Origin of the sequence: Thioclava dalianensis (assembly GCF_000715505.1) — a bacterium.
In the GTDB taxonomy this organism is placed as follows: domain Bacteria; phylum Pseudomonadota; class Alphaproteobacteria; order Rhodobacterales; family Rhodobacteraceae; genus Thioclava; species Thioclava dalianensis.
Genome location: NZ_JHEH01000006.1, coordinates 155,149 through 170,028 on the forward strand (window position 1 = coordinate 155,149; position 14,880 = coordinate 170,028).

Genomic DNA, 14,880 nt, shown 5'->3' on the forward strand with positions numbered 1-14,880 from the left:
GAGATGAGGGAAGAATGGCCGAGGCGGCAAACAGCATCGATCCAGACGAAGTCGCGAAATTCGAAGCGATGGCGGCGGAATGGTGGGATCCGAACGGAAAGTTCAAACCGCTCCATATGCTTAATCCCTGCAGGCTCGACTACCTGACGGGGCAGATTGCGACCCAGTTCAACCGGGATCTGACCGGCACGCGCCCCTTTGAGGGCCTGCGGCTGCTCGATATCGGCTGCGGCGGCGGCCTGCTGTCGGAACCGATGGCACGCTTGGGCGCAGATGTCGTGGGCGCGGATGCGGCGAGTGGCAATATCCCTGTCGCCCAGTTGCATGCCGAACAATCGGGCCTCGAAATCGACTACCGCTGCTGTGCGGCGGAAGATCTTGCAGCGGCAGGCGAGACGTTCGATGTCGTCCTCGCGATGGAAATCATCGAGCATGTCTCCCATCCGCAAGGCTTTGCCGATACGATCTCGCAGCTCCTCAAGCCGGGCGGCGTGATGATCTGCTCCACCCTGAACCGGAATCCAAAGAGCTACATGATGGCGATTTTCGGGGCCGAACGTGTGATGCGCTGGCTGCCGGTCGGCACGCATGAGTGGTCGAAATTCATCACCCCCGACGAGCTTTATGAGCTGTCGCGCAAGGCGGGGCTTTTGCCGGTGGATCGGCGCGGCATGGTGTTCAATCCGCTGAGCTGGCGCTGGTCGCTCTCCGAGCGCGACCTGTCTGTGAATTATGCGATCGCCGCGGTGAAACCCTGACCGAAGAGGGGCTCTGCCCCCAGACTATTTTGCCTTGGGTCGAAACGCCGCGATCCGGGCGGGATCTGTTTCCAGATAGGCCGCACCGATCAGATCGAGGCAATAGGGGACAGCGGCAAAGACCGCGTCGAGGCAGGTCGCGATCGCGCTGGGTTTGCCGGGGACCATGATGATCAGCGATTGCCCGGCAATCCCGGCGGATTGGCGCGACAGGATCGCGGTTGGCACTTCGCGCAGTGACGCGCGGCGCATTTCCTCGCCAAAGCCCGCGAGCTCTTTCTCGATCACGTCGAAACAGCCTTCAGGCGTTTCGTCGCGCGGGGCCGGGCCGGTGCCGCCCGTCACAAGGATCAGATCGGCCTGCGCTGCGACCAGTTCGCGAAGCGTGTCGGCCACGCTTTCGCGGCCATCAGGGATGATGTGGCGGGTGATCTCGAGCGGCGAGGTGACAACACCGCGCAGATAGTCTTCGCAGCCCGGACCGCCCCTGTCCTCGTATTCGCCGCGACTGGCGCGATCGGAAACGGTGACGATGGCGGCCCGAGGCTGCGATTGGCTCATTTTTTCACGCGGGCGTTGCGCGTCGCGATCAGTTTCAGGCGCAGCGCGTTGAGGTTGATGAAACCGGCCGCGTCTTTTTGATCATAGGCGCCGGCGTCTTCTTCAAAGGTCACATGCGCTTCGGAATAAAGCGAATGGTCCGACCAGCGCGCAACCGTGCGGGCCGAGCCTTTGAAAAGCATCAGCTTGACGGTGCCGGTGACATATTCCTGCGTCTTGTCGATCAGCGCCTGCAGGGCTTCGCGCTCGGGGCTGAACCAGAAGCCGTTATAGATCAGCTCGGCATAGCGCGGCATGATCGAATCCTTCAGGTGGCCCGCGCCGGAATCGAGGGTGATCTGTTCGATCCCGCGATGCGCCTCAAGCAAGATCGCGCCGCCGGGGGTCTCATAGACGCCGCGCGACTTCATGCCAACGAAACGGTTCTCGACGAAATCGAGCCGCCCGATGCCATGTGTTTTGCCAAGCGCGTTGAGCTGGGTCAGGATGGTGGCCGGGCTCAGCGTCTGGCCGTTAATCGAAACCGCATCGCCGCGCTCAAAGCCGATCTCAACGTATTCGGGCTCGTCGGGTGCCTCGCTCAGCGGGTCATTGGTGCGCTGATAGACGTAATCGGGCGCCATATCGGCGGGGTTCTCAAGCACTTTGCCCTCGGAGGAGGTGTGCAGAAGGTTCGCATCGACCGAGAACGGGGCCTCGCCGCGCTTGTCCTTGGCGATCGGGATCTGGTTGGCCTCGGCGAATTCCAGAAGCTTGGTGCGCGAGCTCAGATCCCATTCGCGCCAAGGGGCGATGACCTTGATCGCGGGGTCGAGCGCATAGGCGGCCAGCTCGAAGCGGACCTGATCGTTGCCCTTGCCGGTTGCGCCATGGGCCACGGCATCGGCACCGGTTTCGCGCGCGATCTCGACCAAACGTTTGGAAATCAGCGGACGTGCGATCGAGGTGCCCAGCAGATACAGGCCCTCATAGACCGCATTGGCGCGGAACATCGGGAAGACGAAATCGCGCACGAATTCCTCGCGCACATCCTCGATGAAGATATTTTCCGGCTTGATGCCAAGCAGCTCGGCCTTTTTGCGCGCCGGGTCCAATTCTTCGCCCTGACCCAGATCTGCGGTGAAGGTCACGACTTCACAGCCATATTCCGTTTGCAGCCATTTCAGGATGATCGAGGTATCGAGGCCGCCGGAATAGGCAAGCACGACTTTCTTGGGCGCGGACATGAGAACAACTCCTGATGCGGATTTTGAGCCGCGATTACCGATTTTTCGCGCCAAGGGCAAGGTGAGGCGATTGACAGCGGCACATAGCGCCCGTTGATTGCGTCAAAATCAATTTTGAAGCGAGAGATATTATGACAGCCTGGGCCATTTTCCGACACGCGTTTCGTCAGGTGACACATAATCTGCCGGCTGTAGCGCGGGTCTCGCTGGTGCCATGGGCGCTCGGGGTGCTCTTGCTTTTTGCGGGAATTCTGGGTGCCGGCATGATGAGCGCGAGTGGTACAGGTTTCCGAATGGGCGCAGGCGGTGTGTTTCTGGTCATCGTGGGATACATTTTTTTCGCCGCGCTGTTCACGTCCATTGCCGTGAACTGGCACCGTTTCGTCTTGCTCAATGAGCCGGTTACGTGGTGGCCACGCTTTCACGGCGGACGGATCTTGCGGTATTTCGGGCGCAGCCTGTTGATCGGGATCGGCCTGGGTCTCGTTTTCGGGATCGCTCTTGGGATTGCCATCGCTCTTAGCCACGACGGCACCTCTGGCGGTCTTGTGACAGCAACCGTGATGATGATTGTCGCATCTGTCGTTTTGGGGCCGGTGGCCTGGCGGTGTTTTGCGTCTCTGCCCGGGGCGGCAGTGGATGGCTACTCGCTTTGGAAGGTGTTGGATATGACACGCGGCACGTGGGGCACGATGTTCCTGCTGACATTAATCTATATCGGCTTTTCCATTCTAATTTGGTTGATAGGCATGATTTTGGCCGCTTTGGGGGCGAAGGTCTTTTTGTTTCTAATTGTCAAAATCCTTTGGGATCTCGCTGTCGGCTGGTTCACCATGATGCTGGTCCTGTCGATCCTGACAACGATTTACGGGCATTACGTCGAGGGGCGCGAACTCGTCTGAGCTTGCCAAACCGGGCGGGGCGGGCCACATCATGACGCATGAGTGAATTCGCCCTGTCCGCCCAATCTGCAACCCGTGCCCTGCGCGCGTTGTTCGAGCCCACGCCGTTGCAGCGCAACGCGCATCTGTCCAAGCGTTTCGGGGCCGATATCTGGCTCAAACGCGAGGATTTGACGCCGGTGCGCAGCTACAAGCTGCGCGGCGCGTTTACCGCGATGCGCAAGCTGCGTGAGAGCAATCCGGGCGCGGATCACTTCGTCTGCGCAAGCGCGGGCAATCATGCGCAGGGGGTTGCTTTTGCCTGCCGCCATTTCGGCGTGCGTGGCACGATCTTCATGCCGGTGACGACGCCGCAGCAGAAGATCGACAAGACCAAGACTTTTGGCGGGGACTCGATCGAGGTCGTGCTGACCGGCGATTACTTCGATGACACGCTGGCCGCCGCGCAGGCGTTCTGTCGCGAGTCGAAGGCTGATTTCCTCGCGCCGTTCGATGATGCCTCGGTGATTGAGGGGCAGGCCTCGGTTGCGGTCGAACTGCTGGAGCAGATGGGCGATACGCCGCCGGATCTTGTGATCTTGCCGGTGGGCGGGGGCGGATTGGCGGCGGGCGTCACGCGCTATCTGCGCGACATGGCGCCGGAGACCGCGTTTCGGTTCGTCGAGCCTGCGGGCGGCGCGAGCCTCACGGCGGCCGTGGCGCAAGGCGCGCCGGTCGCGCTGCCGCAGGTGAACAGCTTTGTCGATGGCGCAGCTGTCGCGAAGATCGGCGAGATCCCGTTTCAAAACCTGGGTTGGGTGAGCCCGGAGCAGGTGATGCGCGCGCCAGAGGACCGGATCTGTCTGACGATGCTCGAGATGCTGAATGTCGAAGGTATCGTGCTGGAGCCTGCGGGTGCGCTGTCTCTCGATGTCTTGCCGGAGTTGCGCGATCAGATCGCGGGGAAGCGCGTTGTGTGCATCACCTCTGGCGGCAATTTCGATTTTGAGCGCCTGCCCGATGTGAAGGAGCGCGCGCAACGTTACTCAGGGCTCAAGAAGTATTTCATCCTGCGCCTGCCGCAGCGGCCCGGTGCCTTGCGTGATTTTCTTGAGATGCTTGGTCCGCAGGATGACATCGCCCGCTTCGAGTATCTCAAGAAATCCGCGCGAAATTTCGGGTCTGTGCTGATCGGGATCGAGACCAAACAGGCCACGAACTTTCCGACTTTGTTTGGCAAGCTTGATGCGGCAGGGTTCGTTTATCGCGATATCACCGAGGATGCGACGCTGTCCGAGTTCTTGATCTGAGATCCGTCGATTGTGGTGAATTCCGCAAGCCGAGTCATGAATTCGGCCTTGGAGTCGTGATAGCCTGAGATGATAGCCGCGACATCGACCTGCGCGTCTTGGCCATTGGCGCAGAGACGCTCCCCCTGCTGGCAAAGCCGCCCGAATGTACCAAAGCCGAGATTGAGCGCGGACCCTTTGAGAAAATGCAGCTCGTCTTCAAGCTTGCCGGGCCTTTGCCCGAGCGCCAAGGCCACGGCTTCAACCTCGTCCAGGAACAGGTCCACCACTTCGGCGAACCCCTCGGCGCCAATTTCCGAACGCAACTCTGTCACGCGGTCCCAATCGATCATCGCATCCTCCTGGCTTCGCGCCGAACTCTGTCTGATCGACCCTAGGGCGCAGAGATTGAGGAAAGTTTAATCCCCGCTCTGCAACAGGCTTCACGCTTTGTTAGGCGAAATGCGCGAAAACGGGGAAATTGACGGCTTGTGAAAGACGATAAATGGTTCCTGTTGCGCGCGCTCTTGGCTCTGAGGTGACGCCGTGTGCGTCAGCGCGGCGACGTATCCTTGTCGTGGATGACAGCCGCATGCAGCTTCGCATCATCAGTGCGCAGCTTGCGCGCTCGGACTTTGAGGTGATCACGGCAATCAGTGCCGAAGAGGCGCTTGGGATCTGTGCGCATAGCCCGCCCGATATCGTGATTTCGGACTGGATGATGACGGGAATGAACGGGCCGGATTTCTGTCGTGCCTTTCGGCGGATGGAGCGCGCGAGCTATGGTTACTTCATTCTGCTCACCTCGAAAAGCGACACGATGGATGTGTCGCACGGGCTTGAGAGCGGGGCAGATGATTTTCTGTCGAAACCGGTCAATGGCTCGGAGTTGCGCGCAAGGCTGATCGCGGGGCAGCGCATCCTTGCGATGCATGAGGAGCTAAGCGCGAAGAACGCGTTGCTGCGGTCCTCGCAAGAGGCGATTGAGCGCGATCTGCGGGAGGCGCGCAAGCTGCAACAAAGTCTTGTGCGCGAGGATTATCGCAGCTTTGGCACTGCGGAAGTGTCGCTGCTGCTGCGCCCTGTGGGCCATGTGGGCGGCGATCTGGTGGGGTTCTTTCCGATCAATGCGCGGCGCGTCGGGCTCTATGGGATCGACGTGTCAGGGCACGGGATTACCTCGGCGGTCATGGTGGCGCGGCTGGCGGGCTATCTGTCGGGGGCGAGTGCCGAGCAGAATCTGGCAATGGTCGAGTCGGAATTCGGGATCTACGAAGGGCGTCCGCCTGCGGAACTGGCCGCGATGCTCAATGAGCTGGTGCTCGAGGAAATGCAAACCGAGAGTTATTTCACGCTTGTCTATGCAGATGTGGATCTGGTCACGGGGGAGGTCGTGCTGGTGCAGGCGGGCCATCCCTATCCGGTGGTGCAGCGCCGCTCTGGCGAGGTGGAGTTCATCGGCAATGGCGGGCTGCCGGTCGGGCTGATTGCGGGGGCGCGCTATGACAGCGTGCAGACCCGGCTTCATCCCGGGGATCGGTTGATCTTGCTGTCCGACGGGATGACAGAGGCCATGACCCCGGAGGGCAAGATGATCGATCACGATGGGCTCGCGGCGATCTTTCAAAAATTCGCGCAGCTGCGCGGGCGGGCTTTTCTGGAGGCGGTGAGCTGGGAGCTTGACGCTTGGGCACAAGAGGCCCCGGCGGATGATGTCTCCGCCGTGGTTTTCAGCTTTGATGGGGCCAAGATCAATCTCGATTAAGCCGCGCGCCGCGACAGGCTGCGCAAGGCGCTCTGCAGGAAGTGATGATCGCCTGCGTTTTCCAGCGCCTCAAGCGCGGCTTCGGGGGCCAACCAGACGGCGCGATGTGCGGGCTCGCTGGGCGGGCCGCGGCGCAATACGGGGCGCGCAAGATAGATCGTGCAGAGCTTTTCGGCCCAGATCTCGTAATCGGGCATGTAGGTAAAGCGCCGGAACGCGCCAAGCCGACGCAGCCCGGTGATCGCCCAGCCGGTTTCTTCGAAAACTTCGCGATGCAGGGCCGTGACCGCGCTCTCGCCCGGATCGATGCCGCCGCCGGGAAGCTGAAATTCCGGCAGGGGCGCGCTTTGATGGGTCAAAAGAACCTGCCCGTTTCGGATCAGAACGCCATAGGCGCCGTGTCGCAGCGTGTAGCGTTTTTCCGGTTTCACGCGCTCGCCGAATCGACGGATCATGACTGGCCCCCTTGGGTCTGTGGTTGTCCTGCCTATATAGGCGCTGTATGGCAGGCCCCGCGCCGCTCGAAAACCCCAATGAGACCGCCAGGAGTACCATGTCCAAGCTTTCCCAAATCGCCTGGGACGACACTGTTTTGCCGTTCCAACTTGATCGGTCCGATATCCGGGGCCGTGTCGCGCGTCTTGATGGCGTGCTCGAAGAGGTGCTCTCGCAGCATGATTACCCGCGCATCGTAGAGATGCTCGTGGCCGAGGTCGCGCTGCTGACCGCGATGATCGGTCAGACGATCAAGCTGCGCTGGAAGCTCTCGATCCAGGTGCGCGGCGATGGCCCGATCCGGATCATCGCCACCGATTATTACGCCCCCACCGCCGACGGGGCGCCCGCGCGCATTCGCGGCTGGGCCAGCTACGATGCGGAAGCGCTCGATGAGACGGCCGATCCGTTTTCGCAGATCGGGCAGGGCTATTTTGCCATTCTGATCGATCAGGGTCAGGGCACGACGCCCTATCAGGGGATCACGCCGCTGGCCGGTGGGTCGCTGTCGGCCTGTGCCGAGGCGTATTTCGCGCAATCCGAGCAGCTTGCCACGCGGTTCGAGCTGTCCTTTGGGCGCTCGATCCTGCCCGGGCAGGGCGAGAGCTGGCGCGCAGGCGGTGTGATGTTGCAGCATATGCCTCCCGCATCGCCGCTGCATATCGCGCCGGAAGGCTCGGGCGAGGAAGGCTTGCTGAACCCCGAAGATTTGCTCGATGGCGAAGAGGGCGAGAACTGGGTGCGCGCGAATGTGCTGCTCGACACGGTTGAGGATATGGAGCTGATCGGTCCGACGGTGCAGCCCACCGATCTGTTGGTGCGGCTGTTCCACGAAGAAAAGCCGCGCGTCTTCGATCCGCAGCGCGTGGAGTTCGGCTGCACCTGTTCGGCAGATCGCGTGCGCCAGTCGCTCTCGATCTATTCGGCGCGCGATATCGGCCATATGACGACCGATGACGGCAAGGTCACGGCCGATTGCCAATTCTGCGGCGCGCATTACGAGTTCGACCCCGAGACGCTGGGGTTCGAGGCCGTGAAGAATGCGGATGGCACACCGCGCGAGGAAAGCGATGACTGATCCGCTCGCCCCTGTACTGGCAGCACTTGGTCGGTCGGGGCGGCCCTCATCGGATTTTGACCTGAACCCGGAGACGATCCTGCCCGAGGGCCGCAAGCTGCGTCAGGCGGGGGTGCTGGTTGCGTTTGACAGTTCGGGGCCCGAGCCGGTGCTGTATCTGACGCAGCGCAGCTCAAACCTGCGCAACCATCCCGGTCAGATCGCGTTTCCGGGCGGCAAGGTCGATCCCGGCGATGGCGATCCGATCCATGCCGCACTGCGCGAGGCCCATGAAGAGATCGGTCTGGATCGCGCGAATGTCGAGGTTCTGGGCACGTTCGAGCCGCATGAGACCGTGACCGCTTTTCAGGTAACGCCGGTGCTGGCGCGGATCAAATCGCCCTTCACCCCGGTGCCAGAGCCCGGCGAGGTGGCCGAGGTCTTTACCGTTCCGCTCTCGCATATCTCAGATCCGGCCAATTTCCGTGTGGAATCGCGGCAGTGGCGCGGGACGCGCCGCCGCTATTTCGTGGTCCCCTATGGCCCCTATTACATCTGGGGTGCGACGGCGCGTATACTGCGATCCTTGGCGGATCGGATGGCACCATGAAACTGGATGGGGACTGGTTGCGCGCAGCGCCGTTGCAAGCTGTCCTTGGACTGCTGACCGAGGCAGGGCATCAGGCGCTGCTGGTGGGCGGATGTGTCCGCAACGCCGCGCTGGGCGAGGATCTGAGCGATATCGATATCGCCACCGATGCGCGGCCCGAGCGGGTGATGGATCTGGCGGCGCAGGCCGGGCTCAAGGCCATTCCCACAGGTATTGATCATGGGACGGTCACCGTTGTTGCGGGTGGCCGCGCGCATGAGGTCACCACGTTTCGCCGAGATGTCGAGACGCATGGGCGTCATGCCACGGTGGCCTTCTCGGACGACATTCATGAGGATGCGGCGCGGCGCGATTTCACGATGAACGCGCTTTACGCGCAGGCCGATGGCACCGTGCTCGATCCGTTGGGGCAGGGCCTTGCGGATCTGTCGGCCCGCCATCTGCGCTTTGTCGGAGATCCTGATGCCCGCATCCAAGAGGATTATCTGCGGATTTTGCGGTTTTTCCGCTTCACCGCGTGGTACGGGCGCGATCTTGATCCCGACGGCTATGCGGCTTGCGCGGCCAATCTCTACGGGCTTGCGGGGCTTTCGCGGGAGCGGGTGGGGGCTGAGATGCTCAAGCTGCTCGGTGCGCCCGATCCCGCGCCTGCGGTGGCGGCGATGGCGCAGGCGGGTATCTTGCAGGCCGTGCTGCCGGGCGCCGATGCCCGCGGGTTGGCACCGCTGATCCATCTTGAGGCACGGCCCGCCGATGCGCTGCGGCGTCTGGCCGTGCTGGGCGGGACCGATGTGGCCGAGCGGCTGCGCTTGTCCAAGGCGCAAAGCAAACGGTTGGAGCGTCTGCGCGAAGCGGCATTGAGCCCGGAGCGGCCAGAGGTGCTTGGCTATCGGCTGGGCGCGGAGGACGGCGCGGATGCCTGTCTTTTGCACCATGCCTTGATGGGCCAAGAGATGCCTGAGGGCTGGCAGGATCGTATTGGCTTTGGCGCAAGGCAGGTCTTTCCGGTTCAGGCGGCCGATCTGATGCCGGAGTTTACAGGCGCGGCGCTGGGCGAAAAGCTGCGGGCGTTGGAGGCGCGCTGGGTGGCCTCGGGCTTCACCCTGAGCCGTTCAGAGCTGCTGGGCTGAACGCGCGCCCTTCGCGGAGCTTTCCGCGCGCAGACCATGGGCTATATGGTCGCCTGTGAAAGCGAGAGACCATGATTGATGCATTTGAGAAAGCCGATGGACCGCCCCCGCAGCGTCTCGGCGCGTTTTTTCGTTGGTGCCTGAAAGGCGCGGGCGGCGTGGTCACCGTATCGGGGCTGGCCTCGATCCTTGCGGGCGCGATGGAGGTCGTCTCGGCTTGGCTTTTGGGGCAGGTGATTGATGCGGCACTGGGCAGCGCACCGGGCGAGGTGCTGAGCCGCAATATCGGCCTGCTTGTGCTGTTTGTCTGCTTCTACCTGCTGATCCGCCCGGCGGCTTTTGCCCTCAGCTCGGCCACGACGAACCTTTTGATTGCGCCCAATATCTTGCCGCTTGTGCTCTCTCGGTTGCATCGCTGGACGATGGGCCAGTCGGTGACGTTCTTCGACAATGATTTCGCCGGACGGATCGCGCAAAAGCAGATGCAGACCGCGCGCGCCGTGACCGATACTGTCTCTGAGATCGTCAATACCGCGCTGTTTGCGCTGGCCTCGATTCTGGGTTCAGTGCTGTTGCTGTTGGGCGTCGATCTGTGGGGGGCGCTGGCGCTCGTACTCTGGACCGTTGGGCTTGGCTTTATCATTCGCGCGTTCCTGCCGCATATCCGGGGCCGCTCGCGCAAGCGCGCAGCGGCACGCGCGATGGTGACGGGGCAGGTTGTCGACACGGTGACCAATATCAAGACGGTTAAACTCTTTGCTCATGCCGAGTATGAGGATCGCGCGGCGCTGGCGGCAATGGCGCGGTTTCGGGGCACAACGATCCGGTTCGGGCAGGTTCAAAGCCTCTACCGCACGGTGCAGATGGCCTATTCAGGGCTGCTTCCTGTGGTGCTGGTGGGCGGTGCAATCGTGCTTTGGACCCAAGGCGAGACCACGGCTGGCGATATCGCCACCTCGGGCGCAATCGCGATCCGGCTGGCGCAGATGTCGGGCTGGGTGTCAAACGCGCTGATGAGCCTTTGGACCAATATCGGCGAGGTTGAGGACGGGATGCACACGCTGGCGCGGATGCATGATCTTGAAGATGCGCCCGATGCGCGTGATCTCGGTGCGGTGGCGGGCGCGATCCGCTTTGATCATGTGGGCTTTGCCTATGGCCGCAAGACCGGCGGCGTCGAGCGGCTTGATCTCAACATTGCCGATGGTGAGCGGATCGGGATCGTGGGCGCGTCGGGGGCCGGGAAATCCACCCTCGTGGCGCTGCTGTTGCGGCTTTATGACCCGGAGACCGGTAAAATCGAGATCGACGGTACCGATATCCGCGATGTCACGCAGGAAAGCCTGCGCCGCCAGATCGCGATGGTCACGCAGGAAACCGCGATGTTCAACCGCTCGGCGCGCGAAAATATCCTCTACGGCCGCCCTGATGCTTCGGAGGCCGAGGTGGTCTTGGCAGCCAAGCAGGCAGAGGCGCATGAGTTCATCCTTGCGATGCAGGATCACGAGGGCAATCGCGGCTATGACGCGAAGCTCGGCGAGCGCGGCGTGAAGCTTTCGGGCGGACAGCGCCAGCGTATCGCTCTGGCCCGTGCCTTCCTCAAGGACGCGCCGATCCTTGTGCTCGACGAGGCGACCTCTGCGCTCGATTCCGAGGTCGAGGCGTCGATCCAGGATGCGTTGCATCGGGTGATGGCGGGCAAGACGGTGCTTGCGATTGCGCACCGTCTGAGCACGATTGCCGAGATGGACCGGATCATCGTGCTGGATCAGGGGCGGATCGTGGAGCAGGGCAATCACGAGGCGCTTTTGGCCGCAGACGGGCTTTATGCGCGCTACTGGGCGCGGCAGTCGGGCGGCTTTCTAAGCTGCGACGAAGAGACCGAAGCTGCGCAATAGGCCCAATCAGGGTCTTTTCAGCGCCCCGCGCGGGCGCTAAGGCAGAGCGATGACCTACCAGATCGAACGCTTGTCCCTGCACGCCGATGGCGTGGCGCATGGCCCCGAGGGGACCGTGCATGTCGCGATGGCTCTGCCGGGCGAAACGGTTGACGGATCGGTGGTTGACGGGAAGATCGCCGCGCCGAAGATCGTGACGCCGAGCGCCGAGCGCGTGGCCGCCCCCTGTCCGCATTATCGCGCCTGCGGGGGCTGTGCGATCCAGCACGCCTCCGAGGAGTTCACCGCCCGCTGGAAGGGCGATGTCGTGCGCCAGGCGCTGGCCGCGCGGGGCATCGAGGCGCCCGAGGTCCCGGTGGATACCTCACCTCTGCGCTCGCGCAGGCGGGCGACGCTGGCGGGGCGGCGCACCAAGAAAGGCGCGATGATCGGGTTTCATGCCCGCGCATCGGACACGCTGGTCGAGGTGCCCAATTGCCTGATCCTGCGCCCCGAACTGATGGCCGTGATCCCGGCTCTGAATGAGGCCACGCTGATCGGCGGGTCGCGCAAGGGCGAGATTGCCTTTGCGCTGAGCCATTCCGAGGCGGGGGTCGATGTCTCTGCCACCGGCGGCAAAGAGACGGATCGCAAGCAGTTCGAAGCGCTGGCCGATCTCGCGCGCCGCTCTGATCTGGCGCGGCTGAGCTGGAATGGTGAGGTGATCGCGGAACGCCATGCGCCGCTGCAGCGCTTCGGCGCCGCGCAGGTCGCACCGCCGCCCGGTGCCTTCCTGCAAGCGACCGCGCATGGCGAGGCAGCGCTTGTGGCCTTCGTGCGCGATGCGGTGGGCGATGTGGCGCAGGTGGCTGATCTTTTCGCGGGTTGCGGGACGTTTTCCCTTCCGCTCGCCGCGCAGGCCGAGGTGCATGCGGTCGAGGCATGGGCTGCGATGACAGAGGCGCTCGATCAGGGCTGGCGGCAATCCAAGGGGCTGCACCGGCTGAGCACCGAGGCGCGCGATCTGTTTCGCCGCCCGCTTCTGCCCGACGAGATCAACCGCTACGATGCGGTGGTGATCGATCCGCCGCGCGCGGGGGCAGAATCGCAGGTGCGCGAGATTTGTAGCTCGCGGCTGCGCCGTCTGGTGCATGTGTCGTGCAATCCGGTGACCTTCGCGCGCGAGGCGGCGACCCTGATCGGGGCGGGCTTTCGTCTGGAGCGCCTGCTTGTGGTCGATCAGTTCCGTTTTTCCGCCCATGTCGAAGTCGCGGCGCTGTTCACCCGCTAGATGTGGCCCTGCAAATCGGGTATCACTGGACAAAACGAACATAACTTCGAGCAGGCCAATCATGAACCGTAGAAACTTTCTGCTGGGCGCATCCGCACTCGCCGTGCTGGCCGCCTGCGGCGATTCCAGCAAATTCATTGCGTATAACGGCCCGCCCGTGACGCAGATCCAGATCTTCAAATCCAAGCGGATGATGTATCTTCTGTCCGGCGACGAGGTGCTCAAGAGCTATGACATCGCGCTTGGCGGGGATCCGGTTGGGCCGAAGCAGTTCGAAGGCGACGGCAAGACGCCCGAGGGGCTCTATTACATCAACCGCCGCAATCCGAATTCGGCCTATTACCTCTCGATCGGGATCAGCTATCCGACCCCCCAGCAGGTCGCCTATGCGGACTCGCTGGGCAAGAAGGCGGGCGGGGATATTTTCATCCATGGCCGCGATGGCAAGAACAAGGGCAAAGGGCGCGACTGGACGGCGGGCTGCATCGCTGTGAAGGACAAGGAGATCCGCGAGATCTATGCGATGGTGCGCGATGGCACGCCGATCTTCATCTTCCCCTGAGACCGATCAAGCGCCGGATATGCAAAGGGCCCCGACGGGGGCCCTTTTCGTTTAAGATCAATGGCCTCAGTTGCCGATGACCATGGTCCACCAGATCTTGCCCGTGGGTTCTTGGTACCACGAGAAGCCCATCTGCGTGGCCGCCGGATTGAGGATCACGTCGCGCGTATCGGGCACGTTCATCCAAGCCGAGAGGGTTTCCATCTCGGTCTCGTAGGTCTCCGAGATGTTCTCGCCCAGCACATTGCCGGTATAGCCTGCGCGTTGGGCGCGCGAGAGCGGCGAGGAGCCATCCGAGCCCCAGTGCCACGGACGATTCTGCGCGGCCATGTCCTTCGAATGCGCAAGGGCGGCGGTCGTGAGATCCGCGTTGAGCGCCAGCGGGGGCGCGCCACGCGCCGAACGCAGGGAGTTCACCGATTCGAGCACGCGCTCCGGGATCACCTGCGCATCGCGGCTGGTAATGGTATAGACTTTTTGCAGCGGCAGCCCGTCGGGGCCGAGCTTGGGCTGCTGGTTGGCGGGATCGCAGGCCGCGAGGGCCAGCATGGCGGAAATCGCAAAAATTGTGGCGCGCATCATCGTTTTAGGACTCCCTCGATAAGCCTGTCATGTCCCATACACTTTCGCCTTTCCTCGCGCAAACCCTCCTGACGTGCATTGGATAGGTCGTCCGGGCAGTTTGATTTGCGCGCAGTTCGCGCTCACATTATGTTTACCTAACGTTGAGCAGTCACGCTCGATCCTATTCGGAGGGCCCCATGACCCAAACGCGCAATATCGTTGGCCGTCGTGCCTTTCTGACCGGCGCCGCTGCGGCTGGCGGGGCGGGGCTTGCCACGCCGTCCTTGGCGCAGGCCGTCTATGACTACACGGCCAGCACGGTTGAAGAGAACGCCTATACCAATAAGCGCCGCAATATCTCCAGTTTCACGGCGCGCGACTGGCGGCCCTATTTCACCTCGTTGCGGGGCGGGGCGATCCTTGTCGATACGGTCTCGCGGGGGCTGCATTACTGGTCGGCGGATCAAAGCATCTACAAGCTTTATCCAACCTCGGTGCCGATCTCGGCAGAATTGACCCGGCTGGGGCGAACGCGTGTGACCCGCAAGGTCGAAGGGCCGAGCTGGGCGCCGACGCCCTCAATGAAGCGGCGCAACCCCGAATGGCCCGATTTCGTGCCGCCCGGCCCAGACAATCCGTTGGGCACGCATGCGCTTTACCTGTCGTGGAAATACTACCGCATCCACGGCACGCATGACACGCGCAAGATCGGGCGCAAAAGTTCCAACGGCTGTATCGGGCTTTATAACGAGCATATTCAGGAGCTGTTCGCGCTCTCGAACGTCGGCACGCAGGTGCTGTTGATCTAAGCCGC

Annotated in this window: 16 protein-coding genes; 11 read left to right on the forward strand and 5 right to left on the reverse strand. The window is 62.6% G+C overall.

All coding sequences use genetic code 11. The annotated features are described in order from the left end of the window. The first annotated feature begins 14 nt into the window (after positions 1-14). Complete coding sequence (gene ubiG / locus DL1_RS07440) at positions 15-758, forward strand: bifunctional 2-polyprenyl-6-hydroxyphenol methylase/3-demethylubiquinol 3-O-methyltransferase UbiG (RefSeq protein ID WP_038064373.1); 744 nt, start codon at positions 15-17, stop codon at positions 756-758. A 24-nt stretch (positions 759-782) separates the two neighbouring features. Here ubiG and mog read toward each other — a convergent pair whose 3' ends face one another. Both mog and DL1_RS07450 read right to left on the reverse strand, forming a co-directional pair. Beyond that, the gene (gene mog, locus DL1_RS07445) at positions 783-1,319 is read right to left on the reverse strand and encodes a molybdopterin adenylyltransferase (RefSeq protein ID WP_038064375.1); all 537 of its coding nucleotides are present in this window, start codon (positions 1,317-1,319) and stop codon (positions 783-785) included. Beyond that, positions 1,316-2,545, reverse strand: coding sequence for an argininosuccinate synthase (locus DL1_RS07450; protein WP_038064377.1), 1,230 nt, complete (start codon positions 2,543-2,545; stop codon positions 1,316-1,318). The genes mog and DL1_RS07450 overlap by 4 nt, the downstream gene beginning before the upstream one ends. Before the next feature lie 131 nt (positions 2,546-2,676). Between DL1_RS07450 and DL1_RS07455 the strand changes: the two genes are divergently transcribed. Together DL1_RS07455 and ilvA are read left to right on the forward strand one after the other, a co-directional pair. Then, positions 2,677-3,447: a hypothetical protein gene (locus DL1_RS07455; protein WP_038064381.1), complete on the forward strand. Its 771-nt coding sequence runs from the start codon at positions 2,677-2,679 to the stop codon at positions 3,445-3,447. Between the two features lie 38 nt (positions 3,448-3,485). Next, complete coding sequence (ilvA, locus tag DL1_RS07460) at positions 3,486-4,736, forward strand: threonine ammonia-lyase IlvA (protein ID WP_038064382.1); 1,251 nt, start codon at positions 3,486-3,488, stop codon at positions 4,734-4,736. Here ilvA and DL1_RS07465 read toward each other — a convergent pair. Continuing rightward, positions 4,688-5,068 carry an Hpt domain-containing protein gene (locus DL1_RS07465; protein WP_051693407.1) on the reverse strand — a complete coding sequence of 127 codons (381 nt, stop codon included), beginning with the start codon at positions 5,066-5,068 and terminating at the stop codon, positions 4,688-4,690. The two genes, ilvA and DL1_RS07465, sit on opposite strands and share 49 nt — an antisense overlap. Positions 5,069-5,220: 152 nt before the next feature. On the opposite strand from DL1_RS07465, the gene DL1_RS07470 reads away from it, so the two are divergent. Continuing rightward, positions 5,221-6,480 (forward strand): PP2C family protein-serine/threonine phosphatase, encoded by a 1,260-nt coding sequence (locus tag DL1_RS07470; RefSeq protein ID WP_051693408.1) that lies wholly within the window; start codon positions 5,221-5,223, stop codon positions 6,478-6,480. Here DL1_RS07470 and DL1_RS07475 read toward each other — a convergent pair. After that, positions 6,477-6,935 (reverse strand): NUDIX domain-containing protein, encoded by a 459-nt coding sequence (locus DL1_RS07475; RefSeq protein ID WP_038064386.1) that lies wholly within the window; start codon positions 6,933-6,935, stop codon positions 6,477-6,479. The genes DL1_RS07470 and DL1_RS07475 overlap by 4 nt on opposite strands. 98 nt (positions 6,936-7,033) lie before the next feature. Between DL1_RS07475 and hslO the strand changes: the two genes are divergently transcribed. From hslO to DL1_RS07505, 6 genes are all read left to right on the forward strand, one after another. Beyond that, positions 7,034-8,053 (forward strand): Hsp33 family molecular chaperone HslO, encoded by a 1,020-nt coding sequence (hslO, locus tag DL1_RS07480; protein WP_038064388.1) that lies wholly within the window; start codon positions 7,034-7,036, stop codon positions 8,051-8,053. After that, entirely contained in the window at positions 8,046-8,642 is a 597-nt protein-coding gene (locus DL1_RS07485; protein WP_038064389.1) for a CoA pyrophosphatase, read from the forward strand. The genes hslO and DL1_RS07485 overlap by 8 nt, the downstream gene beginning before the upstream one ends. After that, positions 8,639-9,772 (forward strand): CCA tRNA nucleotidyltransferase, encoded by a 1,134-nt coding sequence (locus tag DL1_RS07490; protein ID WP_038064391.1) that lies wholly within the window; start codon positions 8,639-8,641, stop codon positions 9,770-9,772. Before DL1_RS07485 ends, DL1_RS07490 begins: the two co-directional genes overlap by 4 nt. 71 nt (positions 9,773-9,843) lie before the next feature. After that, positions 9,844-11,670 (forward strand): ABC transporter ATP-binding protein, encoded by a 1,827-nt coding sequence (locus DL1_RS07495; RefSeq protein ID WP_038064393.1) that lies wholly within the window; start codon positions 9,844-9,846, stop codon positions 11,668-11,670. 49 nt (positions 11,671-11,719) lie between these two features. Then, positions 11,720-12,940, forward strand: a complete 1,221-nt coding sequence (locus DL1_RS07500) for a class I SAM-dependent RNA methyltransferase (RefSeq protein ID WP_038064395.1) — start codon at positions 11,720-11,722, stop codon at positions 12,938-12,940. Positions 12,941-13,001: 61 nt separating this feature from the next. Further along, entirely contained in the window at positions 13,002-13,502 is a 501-nt protein-coding gene (locus DL1_RS07505) for a L,D-transpeptidase family protein (protein ID WP_038064396.1), read from the forward strand. A 66-nt stretch (positions 13,503-13,568) separates the two neighbouring features. Here the strand turns inward: DL1_RS07505 and dalA are convergent, their stop codons facing one another. Beyond that, positions 13,569-14,084 (reverse strand): divisome-associated lipoprotein DalA, encoded by a 516-nt coding sequence (gene dalA / locus DL1_RS07510; protein ID WP_038064397.1) that lies wholly within the window; start codon positions 14,082-14,084, stop codon positions 13,569-13,571. A 179-nt stretch (positions 14,085-14,263) separates the two neighbouring features. Between dalA and DL1_RS07515 the strand changes: the two genes are divergently transcribed. After that, positions 14,264-14,875 carry a L,D-transpeptidase gene (locus DL1_RS07515; RefSeq protein WP_038064398.1) on the forward strand — a complete coding sequence of 204 codons (612 nt, stop codon included), beginning with the start codon at positions 14,264-14,266 and terminating at the stop codon, positions 14,873-14,875. Positions 14,876-14,880: the final 5 nt, after the last annotated feature.

What these genes read in the sequence shown, in the direction of transcription:
- DL1_RS07450 (WP_038064377.1), bottom strand. Translation starts at nt 2,545, where the DNA reads ATGTCCGCGCCCAAGAAAGTCGTGCTTGCCTATTCCGGCGGCCTCGAT.
- DL1_RS07455 (WP_038064381.1), top strand. Translation starts at nt 2,677, where the DNA reads ATGACAGCCTGGGCCATTTTCCGACACGCGTTTCGTCAGGTGACACAT.
- DL1_RS07505 (WP_038064396.1), top strand. Translation starts at nt 13,002, where the DNA reads ATGAACCGTAGAAACTTTCTGCTGGGCGCATCCGCACTCGCCGTGCTG.
- DL1_RS07470 (WP_051693408.1), top strand. Translation starts at nt 5,221, where the DNA reads ATGGTTCCTGTTGCGCGCGCTCTTGGCTCTGAGGTGACGCCGTGTGCG.
- ubiG (WP_038064373.1), top strand. Translation starts at nt 15, where the DNA reads ATGGCCGAGGCGGCAAACAGCATCGATCCAGACGAAGTCGCGAAATTC.
- DL1_RS07490 (WP_038064391.1), top strand. Translation starts at nt 8,639, where the DNA reads ATGAAACTGGATGGGGACTGGTTGCGCGCAGCGCCGTTGCAAGCTGTC.
- DL1_RS07475 (WP_038064386.1), bottom strand. Translation starts at nt 6,935, where the DNA reads ATGATCCGTCGATTCGGCGAGCGCGTGAAACCGGAAAAACGCTACACG.
- DL1_RS07495 (WP_038064393.1), top strand. Translation starts at nt 9,844, where the DNA reads ATGATTGATGCATTTGAGAAAGCCGATGGACCGCCCCCGCAGCGTCTC.
- DL1_RS07500 (WP_038064395.1), top strand. Translation starts at nt 11,720, where the DNA reads ATGACCTACCAGATCGAACGCTTGTCCCTGCACGCCGATGGCGTGGCG.
- ilvA (WP_038064382.1), top strand. Translation starts at nt 3,486, where the DNA reads ATGAGTGAATTCGCCCTGTCCGCCCAATCTGCAACCCGTGCCCTGCGC.
- DL1_RS07465 (WP_051693407.1), bottom strand. Translation starts at nt 5,068, where the DNA reads ATGATCGATTGGGACCGCGTGACAGAGTTGCGTTCGGAAATTGGCGCC.
- dalA (WP_038064397.1), bottom strand. Translation starts at nt 14,084, where the DNA reads ATGATGCGCGCCACAATTTTTGCGATTTCCGCCATGCTGGCCCTCGCG.
- DL1_RS07515 (WP_038064398.1), top strand. Translation starts at nt 14,264, where the DNA reads ATGACCCAAACGCGCAATATCGTTGGCCGTCGTGCCTTTCTGACCGGC.
- mog (WP_038064375.1), bottom strand. Translation starts at nt 1,319, where the DNA reads ATGAGCCAATCGCAGCCTCGGGCCGCCATCGTCACCGTTTCCGATCGC.
- hslO (WP_038064388.1), top strand. Translation starts at nt 7,034, where the DNA reads ATGTCCAAGCTTTCCCAAATCGCCTGGGACGACACTGTTTTGCCGTTC.
- DL1_RS07485 (WP_038064389.1), top strand. Translation starts at nt 8,046, where the DNA reads ATGACTGATCCGCTCGCCCCTGTACTGGCAGCACTTGGTCGGTCGGGG.